The 21111-nt window shown below is 43.6% G+C and carries 17 protein-coding genes; 15 read left to right on the top strand and 2 right to left on the bottom strand.

Annotated elements, in window-relative coordinates:
• Window positions 1–130 precede the first annotated feature (130 nt).
• From O3621_RS05860 to O3621_RS05800, 13 genes are all read left to right on the top strand, one after another.
• Entirely contained in the window at window positions 131–1012 is an 882-nt protein-coding gene (locus O3621_RS05860) for a phosphate ABC transporter substrate-binding protein PstS family protein (protein ID WP_371513921.1), read from the top strand.
• Window positions 1009–1926 carry a phosphate ABC transporter permease subunit PstC gene (gene pstC / locus O3621_RS05855; protein WP_125435734.1) on the top strand — a complete coding sequence of 306 codons (918 nt, stop codon included), beginning with the start codon at window positions 1009–1011 and terminating at the stop codon, window positions 1924–1926. The genes O3621_RS05860 and pstC overlap by 4 nt, the downstream gene beginning before the upstream one ends.
• Window positions 1916–2800: a phosphate ABC transporter permease PstA gene (pstA, locus tag O3621_RS05850; protein WP_002895770.1), complete on the top strand. Its 885-nt coding sequence runs from the start codon at window positions 1916–1918 to the stop codon at window positions 2798–2800. Before pstC ends, pstA begins: the two co-directional genes overlap by 11 nt.
• Window positions 2801–2810: 10 nt before the next feature.
• Window positions 2811–3614, top strand: coding sequence for a phosphate ABC transporter ATP-binding protein PstB (gene pstB / locus O3621_RS05845; RefSeq protein ID WP_002895769.1), 804 nt, complete (start codon window positions 2811–2813; stop codon window positions 3612–3614).
• Window positions 3615–3689: 75 nt separating this feature from the next.
• Complete coding sequence (gene pstB / locus O3621_RS05840) at window positions 3690–4448, top strand: phosphate ABC transporter ATP-binding protein PstB (protein ID WP_009660526.1); 759 nt, start codon at window positions 3690–3692, stop codon at window positions 4446–4448.
• A 14-nt stretch (window positions 4449–4462) separates the two neighbouring features.
• Window positions 4463–5116 carry a phosphate signaling complex protein PhoU gene (gene phoU / locus O3621_RS05835; protein WP_002897761.1) on the top strand — a complete coding sequence of 218 codons (654 nt, stop codon included), beginning with the start codon at window positions 4463–4465 and terminating at the stop codon, window positions 5114–5116.
• A gap of 151 nt (window positions 5117–5267) precedes the next feature.
• Complete coding sequence (locus O3621_RS05830; protein ID WP_371513918.1) at window positions 5268–7808, top strand: M1 family metallopeptidase; 2541 nt, start codon at window positions 5268–5270, stop codon at window positions 7806–7808.
• A 152-nt stretch (window positions 7809–7960) separates the two neighbouring features.
• Window positions 7961–12175, top strand: coding sequence for a GbpC/Spa domain-containing protein (locus O3621_RS05825; protein ID WP_314449473.1), 4215 nt, complete (start codon window positions 7961–7963; stop codon window positions 12173–12175).
• A 331-nt stretch (window positions 12176–12506) separates the two neighbouring features.
• The gene (locus O3621_RS05820) at window positions 12507–12989 is read left to right on the top strand and encodes a hypothetical protein (protein WP_314449477.1); all 483 of its coding nucleotides are present in this window, start codon (window positions 12507–12509) and stop codon (window positions 12987–12989) included.
• A 106-nt stretch (window positions 12990–13095) separates the two neighbouring features.
• Window positions 13096–13770 carry a response regulator transcription factor gene (locus O3621_RS05815; RefSeq protein ID WP_002897753.1) on the top strand — a complete coding sequence of 225 codons (675 nt, stop codon included), beginning with the start codon at window positions 13096–13098 and terminating at the stop codon, window positions 13768–13770.
• On the top strand, window positions 13760–15151 hold the full coding sequence (locus O3621_RS05810) for a HAMP domain-containing sensor histidine kinase (protein ID WP_314449482.1): 1392 nt from the start codon (window positions 13760–13762) through the stop codon (window positions 15149–15151). The genes O3621_RS05815 and O3621_RS05810 overlap by 11 nt, the downstream gene beginning before the upstream one ends.
• A 159-nt stretch (window positions 15152–15310) precedes the next feature.
• Window positions 15311–15697, top strand: coding sequence for a VOC family protein (locus O3621_RS05805; RefSeq protein ID WP_002895748.1), 387 nt, complete (start codon window positions 15311–15313; stop codon window positions 15695–15697).
• A 62-nt stretch (window positions 15698–15759) separates the two neighbouring features.
• Window positions 15760–17157 carry a polysaccharide deacetylase family protein gene (locus tag O3621_RS05800; protein WP_314449486.1) on the top strand — a complete coding sequence of 466 codons (1398 nt, stop codon included), beginning with the start codon at window positions 15760–15762 and terminating at the stop codon, window positions 17155–17157.
• Window positions 17158–17248: 91 nt separating this feature from the next.
• On the opposite strand, the gene O3621_RS05795 is transcribed toward O3621_RS05800, so the two are convergent.
• Complete coding sequence (locus tag O3621_RS05795) at window positions 17249–18340, bottom strand: DEAD/DEAH box helicase (protein WP_314449487.1); 1092 nt, start codon at window positions 18338–18340, stop codon at window positions 17249–17251.
• Window positions 18330–19340, bottom strand: coding sequence for a Gfo/Idh/MocA family oxidoreductase (locus tag O3621_RS05790; RefSeq protein ID WP_314449489.1), 1011 nt, complete (start codon window positions 19338–19340; stop codon window positions 18330–18332). The genes O3621_RS05795 and O3621_RS05790 overlap by 11 nt, the downstream gene beginning before the upstream one ends.
• Window positions 19341–19419: 79 nt before the next feature.
• On the opposite strand from O3621_RS05790, the gene udk reads away from it, so the two are divergent.
• Both udk and O3621_RS05780 read left to right on the top strand, forming a co-directional pair.
• On the top strand, window positions 19420–20055 hold the full coding sequence (udk, locus tag O3621_RS05785) for a uridine kinase (protein WP_009660533.1): 636 nt from the start codon (window positions 19420–19422) through the stop codon (window positions 20053–20055).
• 165 nt (window positions 20056–20220) lie between these two features.
• Entirely contained in the window at window positions 20221–20889 is a 669-nt protein-coding gene (locus O3621_RS05780; protein ID WP_371513912.1) for a YoaK family protein, read from the top strand.
• Window positions 20890–21111: the final 222 nt, after the last annotated feature.

Below are 21111 nucleotides of genomic sequence, written 5' to 3'. Positions count from 1 at the left end.
ATATTAGGAAAAGCTGGTATTATATGATATAGTTGAAGATGTGAATGTATTGAAAAAAAGCTTCTTTCTGCTAAGTAAGAAATACTAAAGATACTTCCCATCCTCTTGATTTTATTAAAGGAGAAATCTTTTGAACAAATTGAAAAAATTTGCTTTAGCGCTGACAGCTCTGGGCTTAGGACTCACCTTATCAGCTTGCTCATCTTGGATTGACCGTGGTGAATCCATGACAGCAGTAGGGTCAACTGCTCTGCAGCCCTTAGTTGAAGCGGCATCTGATGACTTTGGCTCCAACAACATCGGTAAAACAGTCAATGTTCAAGGTGGTGGATCTGGTACAGGTCTGTCTCAAGTGCAATCAGGAGCTGTTGAAATCGGGAATTCTGATGTTTTTGCTGAAGAGAAGGAAGGGATCAAAGCGTCTGACTTGGTGGATCATAAGGTCGCTGTGGCCGGTATTGCTGTGATTGTTAATAAAGAAGTGAACGTGGATAATCTGACGTCCGAGCAGCTGCAGAAAATTTTCACTGGTGAAATCACCAACTGGAAAGAACTGGGCGGTAAGGACTTAGAGATTTCGATTATCAATCGTGCGGCTAGCTCTGGATCCCGAGCAACCTTTGACAGTGTCATCATGGATGGGAAATCAGCTGTGCAGAGTCAGGAGCAGGATTCCAACGGTATGGTTAAAAATATCGTTTCGCAAACTCCTGGTGCGATTTCTTACCTAGCCTTTGCCTATGTTGATGAGTCTGTTAAAACCTTGAAACTTAATAACTACGAGCCAACAGCAGAAAATGTTGCTACAAATAACTGGTCGCTCTGGTCCTATGAGCATATGTATACACTAGGCAAGCCGACTGGTCTGGCTGCTGAGTTTCTGGACTATATGCTATCAGACGATGTTCAAAAAGGCGTTGTAACCAGCATGGGCTATATTTCAATCAACGATATGAAAGTCAGCAAGGACGCTGATGGGAATGTCACAGCAATAGAAGGAGATTCAAAATGAAAAATGAGGAATTAACCAAAAAGTTGTTATCGCCTTCTAAAAATTCTCGCTTAGAGAAGTTTGGCCGCTATCTGACTTTTGCTTGTCTGTCACTGATTGTGGTGATTGTGGCTATGATTCTAATCTTCGTTGCTCAGAAAGGTCTATCTACTTTCTTTGTCAACGGCGTTAATGTTTTTGATTTTCTTTTTGGTGGCATCTGGAATCCTTCCGGTAAGGAATTCGGTGCCCTGCCAATGATTTTAGGCTCTTTTATCGTTACCATTTTATCAGCTCTGATAGCAACTCCCTTTGCGATTGGTGCAGCTGTCTTTATGACAGAGGTGTCTCCGAAAGGAGCAAAGATACTGCAACCGGCGATTGAACTTTTAGTTGGGATTCCGTCTGTTGTTTATGGATTTATCGGTCTGCAAATCGTGGTTCCTTTTGTTCGTACAGTTTTTGGCGGTACTGGTTTTGGGATTTTGTCTGGTATTTTTGTGCTCTTTGTCATGATTTTGCCGACAGTAACCTTTATGACGACAGACAGTCTGCGGGCTGTACCACGCCACTACCGTGAAGCTAGTCTGGCTATGGGAGCTACGCGCTGGCAGACTATTTGGCGGGTAACACTCAAGGCTGCTCGCTCAGGTATTTTTACAGCTGTGGTCTTTGGGATGGCGCGCGCCTTCGGTGAAGCCCTAGCTATCCAGATGGTTGTTGGGAACTCTGCGGTGATTCCAACCTCTTTGACAACACCAGCAGCTACACTGACCTCTGTCTTGACTATGGGAATTGGAAATACCGTTATGGGAACAGTGGATAATAATGTTCTCTGGTCTCTGGCTCTGGTGCTCTTGATGATGAGCTTAGCCTTTAACAGTGTGATTAAACTAATTACAAAAGAAAGAGGTAAGAAAAACTATGCACGCTAAGAAATTAGATAAATTGGCGACTGGTGTTCTCTACACAATAGCGAGTATCATTGTTGCCATACTTGCCTCTCTTATCCTCTATATCTTAGTTAGAGGCCTGCCGCATGTTTCCTGGTCTTTCTTGACAGGGAAATCCTCTTCTTACCAAGCTGGCGGTGGTATTGGGATTCAGCTATACAATTCCTTCTTCCTGCTGGTAATTACTCTGATTATCTCTGTGCCTCTTTCGATGGGGGCTGGGGTTTATTTGTCAGAGTATGCTAAGAAAGGACCAGTAACTAACTTTGTCCGTACCTGTATTGAAATTCTATCCTCACTGCCGTCCGTGGTAGTCGGACTATTTGGTTATTTGATTTTTGTTGTGCAGTTTGAGTATGGCTTCTCAATTATTTCTGGTGCCTTGGCTCTGACAGTCTTTAATTTGCCTCAGATGACGCGGAACGTCGAAGACAGTCTGCGCCATGTCCATCATACCCAGCGTGAAGCTGGTTTGGCCTTGGGAATTTCCCGATGGGAAACGGTCCTGCATGTGGTCATCCCGGAAGCTTTGCCTAGTATCGTGACGGGGATTGTATTGGCTTCTGGTCGTATCTTTGGTGAAGCAGCGGCCTTGATTTATACAGCAGGCCAGTCAGCTCCGGCTCTAGACTGGTCCAACTGGAATATTTTCAGTGTTACCAGCCCTATCTCTATCTTCCGTCAGGCTGAGACCTTGGCTGTCCATATCTGGAAGGTCAACAGTGAGGGTACAATTCCTGATGGAACGGCTGTTTCTGCTGGTTCAGCAGCGGTTCTTTTGATCTTCATTTTGATTTTCAATCTAGGAGCCCGCAAACTGGGCAGCTATCTGCATAAGAAACTAACCTCTGCTTAAAGGAGAAGAAATGACAGAATACAATTGGAATGAAAAACATATCATTACTTTTCCTGAAGAAAAGGTAGCCCTGTCAACCAAGGATTTGCATGTTTACTATGGTAAAAAGGAATCCATCAAGGGTATTGATATGCAGTTTGAAAAAAATAAAATCACTGCTTTGATTGGCCCCTCTGGATCAGGTAAATCAACCTATCTTCGCAGCCTCAACCGCATGAACGATACCATTGATATTGCCAATGTGACTGGAGAGATCCTCTATGAGGGGATTGATGTCAACCGCCCTGAAATCAATGTTTATGAAATGCGCAAGCATATCGGCATGGTTTTCCAACGACCAAATCCTTTTGCCAAGTCTATCTATCGAAATATTACCTTTGCTCATGAACGTGCTGGTGTCAGAGATAGAAAGGTTCTGGATGAGATTGTAGAGACATCGCTCAAACAAGCAGCACTTTGGGACCAAGTCAAAGATGACTTGCACAAGTCAGCCCTGACTCTCTCTGGCGGTCAGCAGCAGCGGCTCTGCATTGCCCGTGCTATCTCGGTCAAGCCAAACATTCTGCTCATGGATGAGCCAGCGTCAGCCTTGGATCCGATTGCGACCATGCAGCTGGAAGAAACCATGTTCGAACTTAAGAACAACTATACCATTATCATTGTGACCCACAATATGCAGCAGGCTGCCCGTGCTAGTGACTACACTGGATTCTTCTATCTGGGCGACTTGATTGAGTACGATAAGACGGCTAATATTTTCCAAAATGCTAAGCTTCAGTCCACTAATGACTATGTTTCAGGCCACTTTGGTTAAGCAACTGTCCGTATTCATCACGGTTCAACAAGATTAGTCTTTGGTTGAATGTAAAATAAAATGAAGGAAAAACGTATGACAGAACCTATTTTGCAAGTCAAGGACTTGTCGGTTTATTATAATAAAAAGAAAGCCCTTAATAGCGTTTCACTTGATTTCATGCCAAATGAGATTACGGCTTTGATTGGCCCGTCAGGCTCAGGTAAGTCAACCTTGCTCAAGGCCATCAACCGAATGGGCGACCTGAATCCAGAAGTAACGACTACAGGAACGGTCATTTATAACAGTCACAATATCTATGGTCCGAGGACAGATACGGTAGAGCTTCGCAAGGAAATCGGAATGGTCTTCCAGCAGCCTAATCCCTTTCCTATGACTATCTATGAAAATGTGGTCTATGGACTTCGGATTAATGGTGTCAAGGACAAGGCTGTTTTGGACGAAGCAGTAGAGCGCTCCCTGATTGGAGCTTCTATCTGGGATGAGGTCAAGGACCGTCTGCATGATTCCGCTATCGGTCTTTCCGGTGGCCAGCAGCAACGGGTTTGTGTGGCTCGCGTGCTAGCTACTAGTCCTAAGATCATTCTCTTGGACGAGCCGACTTCCGCCTTGGACCCAATCTCAGCTGGGAAAATCGAGGAAACCCTCTACAGCCTGAAAGACAAATATACCATGCTTTTGGTCACTCGCTCCATGCAGCAGGCGTCTCGGATTTCTGAAAAGACCGGCTTCTTCCTTGGTGGAGACTTGATTGAATTTAATGAAACCAAGAAGATGTTCCTCAATCCAGCCCATAAAGAGACCGAAGATTACATTACTGGTAAATTCGGATAACAGAAAGGAATCTTATGCTTAGAGTACAATTTGAAGAAGATTTAGAAAAACTTCATAATCAATTCTACGCGATGGGAAACGAAGTCCTATCGCAGATTAACCGAACGGTTCGTGCCTTTGTTACACATGACCGTGAACTGGCTCGTCAGGTCATTGAAGACGATGCTGAAGTCAATGAATACGAGGTGAAACTGGAGAAGAAATCTCTAGAAATTATCGCCCTGCAGCAGCCTGTGTCTCAGGATTTGCGGACCGTTATCACCGTGCTGAAGGCCAGCAGTGACTTGGAACGGATGGGTGACCACGCCGTATCGATCGCCAAAGCGACTGTTCGGATGAAGGGAGAAGTCCGCATCGAGTCTGTAGAAGATGCCATCAGCAAGATGGGGCGCGATGTTAAGAATTTCGTCGAAGAAACCCTGAACGTCTACCTCAATGGAAATGTAGACCAAGCTTATGCCGTAGCAGCACTAGATGAGAAAATCAACCAATACTTTGATGATATTCGAGATCTTGCTACAGAGGAAATCAAACAAAATCCAGAGCTGATTGTGACGGGCCGTGACTATTTCCAAGTTATCTCTTACTTGGAACGAATCGGTGACTATGCCAAGAATATTTGTGAATGGGTTGTTTACTTTGAAACAGGTAAAATTATTGAGTTGTAATGATAAATGAAGACAGGTTATTCCCCTGTCTTTTTGTTTGCATTTATTCTGCACTGAAATCCTTTAAATATGATACAATAATAACAGATTATAAGCGGACAAGGGTGTCGGAGTAATCTTGCCATGTTGTTCGCTAGATGAGGAGAAGCTTATGCAAGCAGTTAAACATTTTATTGAAACTTTTGTTCCTGAGCACTATGATCTTTTTTTGGATTTGAATCGTGCCGACAAGACTTTTTCAGGCAAGGTGACCATTACTGGGGAAGCTAAGACGAGTAAGGTTTCCTTACATCAAAAAGATTTGACAGTTGAATCTGTAGAGGTGGCTGGTCAAGCACGTCCTTTTACTCTTGATAAGGACAATGAAGCTCTTTATATCGAGCTGGAAGCAGCTGGGTCTGTAGTGGTGACAATAACTTATACTGGTAAGATTACGGACAATATGACGGGAATTTACCCATCTTACTACACGGTAGATGGTGTGAAAAAAGAGATTATCTCTACGCAGTTTGAGAGTCACTTTGCCCGCGAAGCCTTTCCGAGTGTGGATGAGCCAGAGGCTAAGGCAACTTTTGATTTAGCTTTGAAATTTGACCAAGCAGAGGGTGAGTTGGCCCTGTCTAATATGCCGGAAATTGATGTTGAAAACCGCAAAGCGACTGGCGTTTGGAAGTTTGAAACGACTCCACGTATGTCTTCCTATCTCTTGGCTTTTGCTGCAGGTGATATGCAAGGAATTACTGCTAAAACCAAGAATGGAACTTTGGTAGGAGTTTATGCGACCAAGGCCCACCCAGCCAGCAATCTTGAGTTTGCTTTGGACATTGCGGTTCGCTGTATTGAATTTTACGAAGAATACTACGGAGTCAAGTATCCTATTCCTCAGTCACTTCATGTGGCCCTGCCAGACTTTTCTGCTGGGGCTATGGAAAATTGGGGCTTGGTAACCTATCGGGAAATTTATCTACTGGTAGATGAAAATTCAACAGCCCTGACCCGCCAGACAGTTGCCTTGGTTGTTGCACACGAACTAGCCCACCAATGGTTCGGAAATCTAGTGACCATGAAGTGGTGGGATGACCTCTGGCTCAATGAAAGCTTTGCCAATATGATGGAGTATGTTTCAGTTGATGCAATTGAGCCTAGCTGGAAGATTTTTGAAGATTTCCAGACCAGCGGAGCTCCTTATGCCCTCAAGCGTGACGCGACAGATGGCGTCCAGTCAGTCCATGTAGAGGTCAAACACCCAGATGAAATCAATACTCTTTTTGATGGGGCAATCGTCTATGCCAAGGGTAGCCGTCTCATGCACATGCTGCGTCGTTGGCTGGGAGATGATGCTTTCTGTAAGGGGCTAGGTGCCTACTTTGAGAAGCATCAGTATGGTAATACTATCGGTCGTGACCTCTGGGACGCTCTTTCTCAAGCTTCTGGCCGTGATGTAGCTGCCTTTATGGATGCTTGGCTGGAGCAGCCGGGTTACCCAGTCGTCACTGCTAAGGTCGAAAATGACTGCTTGATTTTGACGCAGAAGCAGTTCTTCATTGGGGAGCACGAGGACAAGGGCCGTCTCTGGCCAGTTCCGCTTAACAGCAACTGGCAAGGACTTCCTGATACTCTGACGACAGAAAGACTGGAAATTCCTAATTATGCAGCCTTGGCAGCGCAAAATGAAGGAGCCCTGCGTCTCAATACAGAAAACACAGCCCACTATATTACAGATTATCAGGGTGAGTTGCTGGATGCTCTTCTGAATAATCTCAGCTCTTTGGACAATATCAGTAAACTGCAAATTGTGCAGGAGCGCAGACTTCTGGCAGAGTCGGGTAAGATTTCCTATGCGGACCTGTTGCCAGTTATCAGCAAGCTGGCAAACGAAACTTCTTATATGGTGGTTTCAGCTGTTTCCCAAGTGCTGGAAGGCTTAAATCGTTTTGTGGATGAAGGCAGTCAGACAGAAGAAGATTACAAAGCCCTGTTGAAAGTTCTCAGTCAAAGTAATTTCGACCGTCTTGGTTTTGAAAAACAGGCAGGCGAAAGTGATGAGGATGAGATGGTTCGTCAGCTGATTGTGGGTAATATGATTAAGGCTGACGATGAGACAGCTAAAGCTCAAGCTAGCCAGATTTTTGACAAGTATCGTGATAATTTGGAAAAGCTTCCTGCTGCTATTCGTCTGCAGGTATTGGTCAACCAAATCAAGCATCATGAAAGCAAGGAACTGACTAAGCTTTATCTGGACCTCTATGTCGCTTCAAATGATGGAAGCTTCAAAAATGCCCTTTCTACAGCCCTTTCTTATACGAAGAACAAGGAAACCTTGGATGAACTTTTAGCGACTTGGAAGGATAAATTTACTGTGAAACCGCAGGATTTGTCAGCTTGGTATGCCCGTTTCCTCAACCGTGATTTTACTCAAGAAGCAGTGTGGACTTGGGCGCGTGAGAATTGGGACTGGATTAAGGCAGCGCTAGGTGGCGATATGAGCTTTGATAGCTTTGTCATTAGCCCAGCAGTGGTCTTCAAGACAGAGAAGAGATTAGCAGAATACAAAGCCTTCTTTGAACCACAGTTGGACGATATGGCGATTAGCCGAAACATCAGCATGGGAATCAAAGAAATCGCTGCGCGTGTTGAATTGGTGAAGCGTGAGAAAGAAGCAGTGGAAAAAGCAATTCGAGCTGCAATCTGATAGATTTGATTAAAATGACTAGAAAGTCTGGGATATTAGCCTATCTCAGGCTTTTTCTTTATTATTTTTAGTATTTAAACATTGCTTATTTGCTTTTGCTCTGATAAAATGGAACAATATGGACAATAAACAGGCAACTGTTTAAAGGAGAAATGGAGTTTATTATGGAAAAGAAAATAGTCTATGGCTTCCGCAAGAGCCGCCTTTCTAAGGGCTTGTGCGGAGCTGTTTTGGGTGCAGCTTTGTTGCTAGCTGCTGGGTCGGTTCAGGCTGAGGAAAAGGCAGCTGAAGCAGCAGATCAGTCTTCCCTTTCTGAAGCTGCACTTTCACCAACCGAAGCACCCCAGCCGACTGCTGCCCCTGTTCAGTCGGAGCCAGTAAGTCAAGACAAGCTTCCCTTGGAGGTTTCCCTTGCGGACCTGGACCAAGCTGTGGCAGATGCTGAGAAAGCAGGTATCCAGCTAAAGCAGGAATCGACTGTTGATTTAGGAACAGCTAGAAATCCAGAAGAAGCTGCGAGTAAACGGGAGACAGCGCTAGCAGATTATGCGACCCAAGTCAAGGAAATACGTGAAACCACAGCAGCTTATCAAGAGCAACTAAAGACTTATGAGAAAGAACTCAGTCAGAAAGAGTCTGCCAATCAAGCCTTGAAAGACCAATATGACAAGGCTCTGGCTTCTTATGAACAAGAGTCCAGCCGTATTCAAGCTGAAAATGCTCAGCTAGAGGCGGACTATGAGCAGAAACGGACGGCTTATCAAGCAGAATTAAACCGTATAGTAAAAATCAATCAAGAGAAAGAAGCCTCCTATCAAGCAGCTTTAGCAGCCTATCAAGAGGAGCGTTCACGAATTTTACAAGAAAATGCTCAAGCGAAAGCAGACTACCAAACTTCTATGGAGAGCTATGCTACAGAGCTGAAAGCTATTCAGGAGAAGAATGCTCAAGTAAAGCGTCGCTATGATGAAAAGCTTGCTCAGGTCTCAGCTCACAACAAAGCTGCCCAAGCTGAAAATGCAGCCATTGCAGAACGAAATCAGGCAGCTGAAAAGGCCTATCAGGAAGCAGTCAAGCAGTATGAAGCTGAAGTATCCAGACTGACTCAGGTTAAGGCAGAAAAAGAAGCTGTTTATCAAGCTGCCTTGACTGACTATGAGAAAGAATTGGCTCGGGTTCAGAAAGAAAATGCTGAGCTAGAGCAGCAGTATCAGTCAGAATTGACGGCTTACCAACAGGAAGTAGAACGCATTCAAAGAGACAATCAAGCAGCTCAACAATCTTATGAGACAGCCTTGGCTAAAATCCAAGAGCAGAACAAAGAGATTGAGACCCAAAATCTAGCTGTTCAGAAGAAAAATGCAGCCTTAAAGGAGCAGTATCAGGCTGATTTAGCTGCTTATCAAGAACGATTGGCTGAGATTCGACAAAAAAATCAAGCTGCCGAGAAAGACTATGAGAATAAATTAGCTGCTTATCAAAAGAATCGCTCTGAAATCCAAGCTGCTAATGATGCCAAAGAAAGAGATTATCAAGCAGCTTTGACTTCCTATCAAGCTGAACTTGAGCGTATTCAAGCTGAAAATAAGAAGCGGCAAACTGCCTATGAGTCAGAAAAAGCAGGAGTAACAGCCCGTAATGCTGCTATTGAAGCTGAAAACGCACAGATTCGTCAGCAAAATCAGGAAAAACAAGAGCTTTATAAAAATCAATTAACCCAATATGAGCAGGATGTGGCTCGAATCACCGAAAGCAATGAGAAAAGTCGAGAAGCATATGAGAAAGTCTTACTTGCCTATCAGGAGGCGACTGCTCGGATTGAGACGGAAAACAAGAATAAACTAGCTGCTTATCAGGCTGACTTAGCGACCTATAAAGCAGATCTTGCAAGGATTGAAGCAGAAAATCAAAGAATAAAAGAAGATTATGAGGCAAACCTTGCGGCTATTTCAGCGCAGAACGCAGTGATTGAGCAGGAAAATGTAAGCATTAAGGAAAAAAATGCCCGCTTGAAAGCTGACTATGATAAGCTGTTGGAAGAATATAAGAAGGCAAAAGCTGCCTATGATACTGCCAAAACTAAGTATGATGCAGCTCTTGTAACTTTTGAGAGAGAGTTGCAGGAAGCGGAGGCTAAGAAAAATGAAGAAGGCTATCTCAGCAAAGTTGAAAGCCAGCCTTTTGTTTTCAAATCTGAGCCCCAGGCCGTCTTGACGCTAGATCCCTCTATTAGAACCTATACCAATGATGAGCTGACTGATGAGGTTCGTTCTTGGGGAATGGATAAGACAGGAATAACTGCTTTGACCAGTGTTTTAAAAGGGAAAGAACATCAGACTAAAGTCGTTTTGCAAAAAGATGTGCCTCTGGTAGCTACTTATACCAATATCAAAAATTCCAGTATTCAGGGCAAGAAAATCGCCAAAGTTGTTTACACCTATACTCTCAAAGAATCTTCTAAGAGTCAGGATAAGCTTCCAGTTTTCTTGGTTAAGGATCCGACCTTGACTGTGTGGACCTTGGATTTTCATGGCCAATCTCGAGTCAATGTCCAAGCGGAGTTTTTCGATGAGGCAGGAGAAAAGCTTGATATGACAGGCTCGCTAGTCAGCTTCTCATCTTTAAATACGAACAAAGCTGCGATTGAGTACATCAAGAATTTTAATGGTGAATATGTTCCTATCACAGGCTCTGCTATTAACATTCACCCAGATACCAGTGTTCATGCCGATATTTCTATTAACCATGAGAAGGAAGGCTCTCGCTTTGAGTATAACAAGTGGGACTCGCCGAACAGTCCCTATAACTGGTATGGCGCTATCGTCGGTAAGGCACAGGGCGATGTCATTTCCTTTGATATTGGTTCACGAAATCGGGGTTCTGCTTGGTTTGTATTTAACTCTGATATTAAAGCCAAAGGTGTTCCAATAAAGCCTGTCGCTCCGACAGAAGTTGCTCAACCTCAGGAACCGGCTTATGAGGAAGTCAAGGCCTTGCATCCTCTTCCGAGTCAGCCAGTCTATCAACATTTGCCAAAAGAGCCAGCTCAGCCAGTCTATCAAGAACTTCCTAGCCAGCCGACAGAAACTCAGCCTCTTCCCCTTCCAAATCGGCCTGAGGAGCCAGTAGCCCTACCGGAAAGAGATTTGGAAAGTCTGCCGAAAGAGCTAACTTATCTGGCTGAGCCTCTACAACCTCAAAAGCCTGTTTATCAAGAGGTGCCTGAAGAACCTAGCGCCCCTTCTTTATTGAAAGAGCTGGATGCAATTGAAGAGCCGACCTATGAGAAGGAGCAGTCCTTGCTGAGTCTTCCGCAAGCTCCGGTTGAAGAAGCGCTGCCACAGGAACCACAGCTCCCATCTTATTTGAAGGAACCAGAGAAACCTCAAAAAGATCCTGAAGTAAGCACGGGTGAGGCTCCGAAACCGCCTGTTTATGAAGAAGAAATTGCTTTAGAGGAGCTGCCTCAGGAGCCAAGCTATCTGCAGGAACCACAGCTTCCTCAAGAACCAGTTCTTCAGCCTGAACCCCAGTCACCTATCAGAGAAGGTGACTTGCCTTTGATTGCTGAGCCTGACAAGCCGAACTATAAAGAGCTTCCTCAAAAGCCGGCTGAACCTAGCTATCAAGCTTTGCCAAGCCGTCCGCAAGCGCCGACTCAAACTTATCACTATAACCAGCTTTTTATCCAGTTAAAAGTCAGAGAAGAGTTGGAGGATGAGTCCAAGAAGAATATTCATCAACAAGAGGTTAGCCAGGGAAGTTTTGCTGTCCTTAATCTGGTAACGGATGCTTTGCCTGCTTATCGCCTGCCAATTCATTCTTTCGTATTGGAAGATCGCCTGCCGGAAGGTTTTGAATTGGATCTAGAAGCGACTAGAGCGAAAAGTCCTGGTTATGAAGTTTCTTATGACCCGAGCACCAGAGTCTTGACTTTTGTTGCTGCACCAGGTCTGCTTGAGCGCTACAATGCTGACTTAAATACTGCGACTGAGACTCTAGCTCCAGCAGCAGTCGGTCGACTCTTGTATCCAGGCAGAACCTATACCAATCATTTCAGCTTGCTGATTAATAATCAATACCGGATTGCATCCAATCAGGTTAGTGTTTCAACACCTCCTGCAGAAATTACTGTCCAAACAGCGCAGAAATTTGAGCCTCTTTCAAACCGAACTTGGCAGTATCGAAGATCTGCAAGTAAACAACCAAGTAAGATGCAGCTATCTGTCAGCTACCAAACCAAAGATAGAGCTTCTCAAGGACAACTGCCTAAAACTGGAAGCAATACGAGCTCTCTTCTCACTTATCTTGGCTTTGCGGTCTTGCTAGCTTCAGCTGGCTTCCGTTCTTCTAATAAAGAGTCGTAAAAAGATAAGTAGCTCCTGCATCCAGAGCTTTTGAACATGATAAATCAAGACTGAGACAATTTTGTCCCAGTCTTTTTTACTGAGGATTTTTTGAGGAAATGGTTGATATCATCCAGTTTAGAAAGAGAATTGGAAAAATTCCTTTTCATGCTCCATTTTCCCTATCTTTCAGCCTTTTTTAAGAAAAAATTCAGTCCTGTTTAAGTAAAAAAATATATGATAATGCTATTCTTGTGAAAGGATGTGCATTGGATGACTTGTAAGCTGCATTAGCTTCTTGCTTGATAGAATGAGTCAGAAAAATTAAAAAAGAAAGAAGGTAATAGATTAAATGGATATGGAAAAAATGATTGTTGTAGAAAAAAGTACCAAGTGGTGGCTGACGGTTGCAACGGGTAGTGCTCTAGCAGTCGGACTTCTGGGCGGTTATGGTCTTGCGACAGCTATTCACGGTACAAACAGTCAGCAATCAGCTATTCAACAGCCAGCTACTGTGCCTGGAGCACCGGAGCAGGTACAAAATGGTCAGGATGCAGGAAATAGCATGCCTCCGCAACCAGGTCAGAATGGTCAAAACGGCGGACCGGGTAGTAGCATGCCGCCGCAGGATGGTGGTTCAGGACAGAACGGTCAAAACCAAGGAATGCCGTCTCAAGACGGTCAGCAGTCTGGCAAGGATAAGAGCAAGGATTCTTCTGCTCAACAAAATGACAACGGGAAGAAAAACAAGAAAAAGTCTTCAACGAACACAAGTGAACAATCGGACAAGAACAATAATAAGTCGACAAAAGAAAATAAAACGTCGCAGTCGTAGGAAAAAACTTACTGATTTTGAACCCAAGTCATGATATAATAAGAATAGCAAATAAAACAAAAACCAAAAGACATAATCTTGGTAAGTTTTATTGGAGGAAAGAAAGATGATTAAAATTCTATTGGTAGAAGATGACCTTGGACTGTCAAACTCAGTTTTTGATTTTTTGGATGATTTTGCAGATGTAATGCAGGTTTTTGATGGTGAAGAAGGTCTATATGAAGCAGAGAGCGGTGTTTATGACCTTATCTTGCTGGATCTCATGCTTCCTGAAAAGGATGGTTTTCAAGTGCTGAAAGATCTTCGGGCAAAAGGAGTCACAACCCCTGTTCTCATCATGACAGCTAAGGAAAGCTTGGATGACAAAGGACATGGCTTTGAGCTCGGCGCTGATGACTATCTGACCAAACCTTTCTATTTGGAAGAACTGAAAATGCGGATCCAAGCGCTCTTGAAACGCGCTGGTAAATTCAATGAGAATACTCTTTCTTACGGTGATGTAACTGTCAACCTATCTACAAATTCAACCACGAAGGCGGGTAAAGATGTAGAGTTGCTTGGTAAAGAGTTCGACCTCTTGGTTTATTTCCTGCAAAATCAAAATGTAATCTTGCCTAAGACTCAAATTTTTGACCGTCTGTGGGGCTTTGACAGTGATACCACTGTTTCCGTTGTCGAAGTGTACGTTTCAAAGATTCGTAAAAAACTGAAAGGAACGGCATTTGCGAAAAACCTACATACTCTTCGTAGTGTCGGCTACATTTTAAAAGATGCTGAATAAAATCAAGAAGACCTTTTATGCGGATGATTTCTCTTATTTCATTCGCTATTTTGGGTTGTTTACATTAATCTTCTCAGCCATGACCTTGATTATTATTCAGGTTATGCGCTCCAGCCTTTATACGTCAGTTGATGAAAATCTGAAAAACCTGAGTAATGATCCTAGTTCGGTAGCAGATTTGGCCTATCGGACGACAGGTCAGCAGTCTGATCCGAGCAATAAGGTCAACACTAAAAGTCCTAAAAGCAGTAAAGAGTCAGATGGTGATCCAAACGAAGAGCCTAAGCCTGACAATCTGACGACGCCAAATGTTAGTTCTAACACTTTCGCCCTGCTTTTGGATGATAATTATAAAAATATTTCCACCAGCAAGAGCGATGGCTTTCTGGATTTCAACTCGCTGGACTTTAACAAGTCCTATCTGAATCAGATTAAGGAAATTGTGATTGGCAACAGCTTTGGCCAGACGGAAAGCTATCGGGCTTATCTCTTTGATATCGACCCTAATAATGAATATCCTGATATCAAGTACGCTGTGGTCATGACTAGTATCAGCCAGTTGGAGCAAACCAGTGGCAAGCATGAGCAACTGATTGCCATGGTCATGGTCAGCTTTTGGGGGATTTCCCTGATTGCCAGTATTTATCTGGCTCGGATGAGTGTTAAGCCCCTGCTGGAAAGTATCCAGAAGCAGAAGGCTTTCGTGGAAAATGCCAGCCATGAGCTGCGGACACCCTTGGCTGTTTTGCAGAGCCGCTTAGAGACGCTCTTTCGTAAGCCTGAAGCTACAATTATGCAGAGCAGTGAAAATATCGCTTCTAGCTTGGATGAAGTACGGAATATGCGCTTGCTGACGACCAATCTGCTCAACCTGGCCCGTCGTGATGATGGCATCAAGCCTCAATATGGTGAAGTCGAACCGGAATTTTTTGATACGACCTTTGCTAATTACTGCATTATCGCAAGGGAAAATAAAAAAGCTTTTCATTCAGAAAATATGATCAAGAACCCTATTGTGACAGATCAAATTTTCCTCAAGCAACTGATGACCATCCTATTTGACAATGCTATCAAGTACACAGATGATGACGGCGAAATCAGTGTTATGGCTGCTTCAACCGATCGTTACCTCATCTTTCGGGTAGCAGATAATGGACCTGGTATCAGCAACGAAGATAAGAAGAAGATTTTTGATCGCTTTTATCGGGTGGACAAGGCTCGGACCCGTCAGAAAGGTGGCTTTGGTCTGGGGCTTTCTCTGGCCAAGCAGATTGTCGATGCTTTCAAGGGCACTATTTATGTCAAGGACAACAAACCAAAAGGTACGGTCTTTGAAGTTAAACTGCTATTGAAAGAAACGAAAAAGCGTTCTGTTAAATAGCCGAAGAGTGATTTTCATTGACAAATTTTTTGAACAACAATTCTTAGCAAGCCTTATTGGTTTGCTTTTTATCTGCTTTTACTTACTTTTTTAAAAATTTAATATAAGTTTTGCCCAAAATAGGGTATAATAATAGACAAGAAAGAATGAGGTGAAATTATGGCATCAAAAATGTTACATACTTGTTTGCGTGTGGAGAATTTGGAAGCGTCTATTGCTTTTTATGCAGAGGCTTTTGGCTTTAAGGAGCTTCGTCGCAAGGATTTTCCAGATTATCAGTTTACTATCGTTTATCTAGGTTTGGAAGGCGATGATTATGAGCTGGAGCTGACCTATAACTATGACCATGGTCCTTATGTGATTGGAGACGGTTTTGCTCACGTGGCACTTAGCACGCCAGACTTGGAAGGTCTGCACGCTGAGCACAAGGCCAAAGGCTATGAAGTGACAGATCCAAAGGGTCTTCCTGGCAACCCTCCTAATTATTATTTTGTAAAAGATCCTGATGGCTACAAGGTGGAAGTCATTCGTGAGAAGAGTCTTTAACATCTAACTGTAGTTAAATTTTGCAAGATAAATGATGATTTTTATTCATTTAGGACAGGTGTATGAAAAGACAAAATAACAAGAAACACGGTAAGAAAACACTCATTGTTCTCAGCTTGCTAGGTTTAGCTTTTATTGCTGCTTTAATTCTGGGTGCTGTAAAAATTTACGCTATTTTCCAAGAAAAGGAACTGCAAGAGAAGGTTAGTGTGCTGATTTCTCAAGAAGAGACCTTCCACGCTGAAAAAACTGAAAAGCAGAGCAAGATGATTGGCAGTCACTACGTAGAGGCCTTTTATCCTCTGCTGGATGGTCAGGTTATGGCAAGTGTCAAGGAGCAGATGGACGCTGATAGCCAGACGATTAAGGACAATCAGAAGAAGGGCGATAAGATTGAGGAATTGACCTTCTACTATGCCGAGGAAAAAGAAACGAGCCTGAAGGATGTTAAAGAAGTACTGGTGCATCGCAAGGACTATCATGTCAAAGAGATGAAAATCAGTAAAGGAGAAGAGCGGGAAGTTGCTGACAGCTATCTCGGTGCAGATGGCAGCCGTTTCACTCTGGATAAGCTCTTTCAGGATCCAGATGCAGCTAAGGAAATCTTCATCAACGAGATATCCAGCCAGCTGACCTTTAGACAGGCCGATGAGTCGGTGCAGACGGAAATTCTCAATACCCTCAATGGAACGGAGTTGGGTCAGTGGTCCTTCCGTTATGAATACAGCCATTTTTCTATTAAGCTGAGTAAGGAAGTGCAAGGCTTAACCAGCATTGACGTTCCTTTATCCAGTTTTTATGACCAGATCAATGCGGACTATCTGACCGGCGATGACTTGGCAGCTTATCAGAGTTTTGAAGCTAAGAAGCATGTGAAAATGGTTGCTCTGACCTTTGATGACGGTCCAGATCCTAAGACAACACCGCAGGCCCTGGATATTCTCAAGAAATATGGTGCCAAGGCGACCTTCTTTATGGTTGGGCAAAACATTGCTGGTAATGAAGCGATTGTCAAGCGCGTGCACAATGAAGATCATCAGATTGGTATTCATACATGGGACCATCCAGTCTTAACCAAACTACCTCTGGAGTCAGCCCAAAAAGAAATCCTTGATACCCAGACCGCTATTAACAATGTCATAGGCATCAAGCCAACGATTACGCGGCCTCCTTATGGAGCTATTAATGCTACAATCCAAAATTCGGTTGACCAGTCCTTTATCATGTGGAATGTGGACAGTCTAGACTGGAAGACACGCAATACTAAAGCTATTATGCAAGAGATTGCTAAAACCCAGCCAGGTTCAATTATCCTCATGCATGATATTCACCAGACCAGTATTGACGCTCTGCCAAGTGTCCTCGAATATCTGAAGAGTAACGGCTATACTTTGGTAACGGTCGATGAGCTGCTGGAAGGTCAGCTAGAGCCCCATCGTATTTATTACGGCAGAGACTAAGACGGTCTTGGGGTTAGATGTTTGAAATCGTTGTTGGCAATGAGTAGAAGCAAAAAGCTTTGGAAACTAGATTTCCAAAGCTTTTTTTAGTTTAATTCGTTACATAAAGTTCTTGATTTTTTAGTACAATTTCACGAACAGAAGCGTATTTTTTCAATGTTTTCAGCTCTTCTGGATGGCTGATAAAGGTAATGACATAGCCTTCCTTGCCCATGCGGCCGGTTCGGCCAGAGCGGTGGGTATAGGTTTCTAAATCGCGCGGAAGCTCATAGTTGACGACACATTCTAGCGAGTCAATATCTATGCCGCGAGCAACCAAGTCAGTGGCTAGCAGGAGAGTGATCCGATGTTCTTTGAACTTATCCAGAATAACCTTGCGGAACTTAACATTGACATCGCTGGCTAGAGAAACCGCGTTGGCTTCACGATACTGGAGTTTTTCCTCGGCGCTGCCTAGGTCTGACAGAGCGTTGAAAAAGACCAGTCCACGGAAATCTTCTACATTGGATAGCTTACGCAGCAACTCTACCTTATCACGTTTTTCGACATGCATGTAAAAATGCTGGATGTTATCCAAAACTTGGTCGTCAATGCTGATTTCTAGAGTATTTTCAGCAATTTTATCGTGGTCGAACTTAGCAGTGGCGCTCATATATACCAGCTGGTGGTCACGAGGCGCATAGTGGGTGATTTTATCTACAAAGTGATACTGAGAATCGCTGAGCAGCTGGTCAAATTCATCTAAAATGATGGTTTCGATATTCATCATCTTGATTTTCTTGAGCTTGGCCAACTCAAAAATCCGCCCAGGCGTTCCGATGATAATCTCCGGACCTTTCTTAAGGCGCTCAATCTGTCGCTTCTGGCTGGATCCGGAGAGCAAGAGTTGAGCTATCAGCCCTAAAGGCTCCGCCCAAGTCTTGCAGACCTCAAAAATTTGTCCAGCCAACTCAGTATTAGGAGCTAAAATCAAGAGCTGTTGGGCTTTTCTAGGTGTCAGTTTGAGCAAACTGGGAAAGAGATAGGCCAGAGTTTTACCAGTACCAGTCGGACTGACTCCCAGCACTGTATCGCCTGCAGAAATAGGCTCAAACATCTTCTCCTGAATAGCTGTCAAATCTTCAAACCCTAGCTGAGCCAGCTGATTTTGCCAGCTCGGGGGAAATTGTTCCTTAATCATCATCAACCTCAAATCTAATACCAGCGTCCTTGCGCATGGCAAATAAGCTTTCGTGAACAGCCGCTGCTGCATCCAACCATTTCTCATAAGCCGCATCCTGTTCGCCCTTGAGCACTCGCGCGAAAGCCTGATCTTCCTCCAGCATGGTATGGGAGGCACGCTTGATAGGCAGTACCTCCTCTTGACCGTCCAGACTTTGGAAAATAGCAGAGCTGATAAATTCAATTCCGTCTAAAGTCAGAGTTCCTTGATCCGTGTAAATTTCCGCAGGCAGATTGCTGTTTATATTTTTACCGGCCTGAATCTGAACTTGAAAATTTGGATAGATAAGACAGCCGGATCCATTTAAATCAATCGTATTAGCTAGCTGCTGGGCGCTGTAGCGAGCGAAGCGCGGATGGCCGAAGAGTCTGATAGCCGCATAGACAGGATAGACACCCAAGTCCATCAAAGCGCCGCCAGAAAACTTGGCTGAGAAAACATTGGGCTGCTCTCCCGCAAGAAGAGCCTGCATTTTAGAAGAATACTTGGCGTAGGTAAAGTTAGCTCCTAAGACAGTCTTGTCCTTGAGGAAATCACTAATCGTATCAAAGGCCTGCTCATGATAGTTGCGGGCAGCTTCAAAGAGATAGACTTGATGCTCGTCAGCCAGCTTGACCAATTCCCGCCATTCTTTGGGACGGGAAACCGCAGGCTTTTCGACAATGACATGTTTACGAGCCAGAATGGCTACTTTGGCATGCTTAAAATGCAGGCTGTTGGGACTGGCGATATAAACGACATCGATATCAGACGACAGAAAGTCTAGCATTTCCGTAAAAAGAGCTGTATTTTCATAGTTTTGCACAAAGCGCTCGGCAGAAGCCAGAGTCCGAGAGTAGACAGCTGCCAACTGATAGTCGCCTGTTGAATGAGCGGCCTTGATGAACTCATGAGAAATAGAAGCTGTTCCGATGATTCCAAGTTTGAACATAAAAACCTCCTTTTTTCTATTTTTAAGCATGTACTTTTTTTATTTTAGCTCTTTCATTATAACATGAATTGCGGTAAAATAGATAAGATAACAAGAGATGGAGCTTATAATGCAAAATAGACCTATTATTATTGGTGTGACTGGTGGTTCCGGAGGCGGAAAGACCAGTGTTTCTCGAGCAATTTTGGCTAATTTTCCAAACGAAAAAATTGCCATGATTGAGCATGACTCCTATTATAAGGATCAAACGCATCTGACTTTTGAGGAGCGGGTGAAAACCAACTATGACCATCCTTTTGCTTTTGACACGGACCTGATGATTGAGCAAATCAAGGAGCTCTTGGCTGGTCGGCCAGTGGATATTCCGACTTATGACTATACGGAGCATACCCGCAGCAAAAAGACCTATCGTCAGGAGCCTCAGGATGTGTTTATCGTTGAGGGGATTCTGGTTTTAGAGGATCAGCGCCTGCGGGATTTGATGGACATTAAGATCTTTGTAGATACTGATGATGATGTTCGGATTATCCGTCGGATTAAGCGAGACATGGAAGAGCGTGGACGCAGTTTGGATAGTGTTATTGAGCAGTATTTGGGTGTCGTTAAGCCTATGTACCATCAGTTCATCGAGCCGACCAAGCGCTATGCGGATGTCATCATTCCAGAGGGAGCTTCTAATAAGGTGGCTATTGACCTGATTACGACCAAGATTGAAAAAATCCTTAAGGAAGCCAGAGAAGGCTAGGATAAGCTGCTTTCTAGCTCAGTCGTTTGAGGAAATAAATAGCTGTAAATCTGGTAAAAAGCAGTAGCTGCAAGATTTTCGAAATGTAATCTAGCAAGGGGAAGTGGACGGACTGAAATCAAGGATTTTCGGAGTCTGGTCACTCCCTTATTTTGTAGGTGGTTTATGAAACAATTTGTAAAAAGAGAGTTTCACTCTCGTTCAAAATTTTTTGCCTGTCTCTTGACCTTTTGTGCAGGATTTATCGACGCCTATACCTTCATTGAGAGGGGAGGGACCTTGGTGGCAGGGCAGACAGGAAACGTCGTTTTCCTTTCGGTTGAACTCATCAATCAGGAGACAAGAGGAATCGAAGTTAAATTAGCGACTATGCTGGCCTTTATGCTGGGGATTTTTTTGATGACTGTTTTTCAGCATTATTTTGAGCATTCTTGGCGCAGGCTGTCCAGTGTTTTTCCTTTGATATTGACGACAGTTATCGCTGGATTTTTGCCAGCAAATGTCCCCCACCTCTATATTGTGCCACCACTGGCTTTCTGCATGGGCATGGTTGCGACGGCTTTTGGCGAGGTGGATGGCATTGTCTATAACAACTCCTTTATGACGGGGAATATCAAGAAAACCATGGTAGCTTTTGGTAACTATGCTCGAAATAAGAAAGGAAAAGATTTGAAAGAAGGCCTTTTCTTTGTAGCCCTATTAGCAAGCTTTGTAGTGGGAGCTATCATCTCTACCTATCTGATTCAATTTTACCTTCTGAAGACCATCTGGCTTGTTTCCCTGATTCTAACAGCCTTTCTCCTTTTCCGAGGTATTCAGTATACGAGGAGATGAATAAAGTGTAATTAGAATATGTTGCGATTTCTGAAAAAATAGAAGAAGCAAAGTTACCTTACTTCTTTTTTCTCGTATTTATAGTTTTAAATCCTCAAAAATAATCCAGCATATTAAAAATTTTCAGAAAATATCGACTTTTTCTTGACAGGCCTATGATACTGTGCTAAAATACTAAACAATAAGAAACCATCTCAAAAAGGAGTTAGTCAAACATGAAGC

Source organism: Streptococcus sp. 20925_1_22 (genome assembly GCF_041431685.1).
Taxonomy (GTDB): Bacteria; Bacillota; Bacilli; order Lactobacillales; family Streptococcaceae; genus Streptococcus.
The sequence above is the reverse complement of the archived record's forward strand: the minus strand, read 5'-3'. Positions and strand labels throughout refer to the sequence as shown.

Coding starts and splice junctions, on each gene's coding strand:
- O3621_RS05790 (WP_314449489.1), bottom strand. CDS start 19,340: ATGCTTAAAAATAGAAAAAAGGAGGTTTTTATGTTCAAACTTGGAATC.
- pstA (WP_002895770.1), top strand. CDS start 1,916: ATGCACGCTAAGAAATTAGATAAATTGGCGACTGGTGTTCTCTACACA.
- pstB (WP_009660526.1), top strand. CDS start 3,690: ATGACAGAACCTATTTTGCAAGTCAAGGACTTGTCGGTTTATTATAAT.
- O3621_RS05830 (WP_371513918.1), top strand. CDS start 5,268: ATGCAAGCAGTTAAACATTTTATTGAAACTTTTGTTCCTGAGCACTAT.
- O3621_RS05800 (WP_314449486.1), top strand. CDS start 15,760: ATGAAAAGACAAAATAACAAGAAACACGGTAAGAAAACACTCATTGTT.
- O3621_RS05820 (WP_314449477.1), top strand. CDS start 12,507: ATGGATATGGAAAAAATGATTGTTGTAGAAAAAAGTACCAAGTGGTGG.
- O3621_RS05810 (WP_314449482.1), top strand. CDS start 13,760: ATGCTGAATAAAATCAAGAAGACCTTTTATGCGGATGATTTCTCTTAT.
- udk (WP_009660533.1), top strand. CDS start 19,420: ATGCAAAATAGACCTATTATTATTGGTGTGACTGGTGGTTCCGGAGGC.
- phoU (WP_002897761.1), top strand. CDS start 4,463: ATGCTTAGAGTACAATTTGAAGAAGATTTAGAAAAACTTCATAATCAA.
- O3621_RS05815 (WP_002897753.1), top strand. CDS start 13,096: ATGATTAAAATTCTATTGGTAGAAGATGACCTTGGACTGTCAAACTCA.
- pstB (WP_002895769.1), top strand. CDS start 2,811: ATGACAGAATACAATTGGAATGAAAAACATATCATTACTTTTCCTGAA.
- O3621_RS05805 (WP_002895748.1), top strand. CDS start 15,311: ATGGCATCAAAAATGTTACATACTTGTTTGCGTGTGGAGAATTTGGAA.
- pstC (WP_125435734.1), top strand. CDS start 1,009: ATGAAAAATGAGGAATTAACCAAAAAGTTGTTATCGCCTTCTAAAAAT.
- O3621_RS05795 (WP_314449487.1), bottom strand. CDS start 18,340: ATGATGATTAAGGAACAATTTCCCCCGAGCTGGCAAAATCAGCTGGCT.
- O3621_RS05780 (WP_371513912.1), top strand. CDS start 20,221: ATGAAACAATTTGTAAAAAGAGAGTTTCACTCTCGTTCAAAATTTTTT.
- O3621_RS05825 (WP_314449473.1), top strand. CDS start 7,961: ATGGAGTTTATTATGGAAAAGAAAATAGTCTATGGCTTCCGCAAGAGC.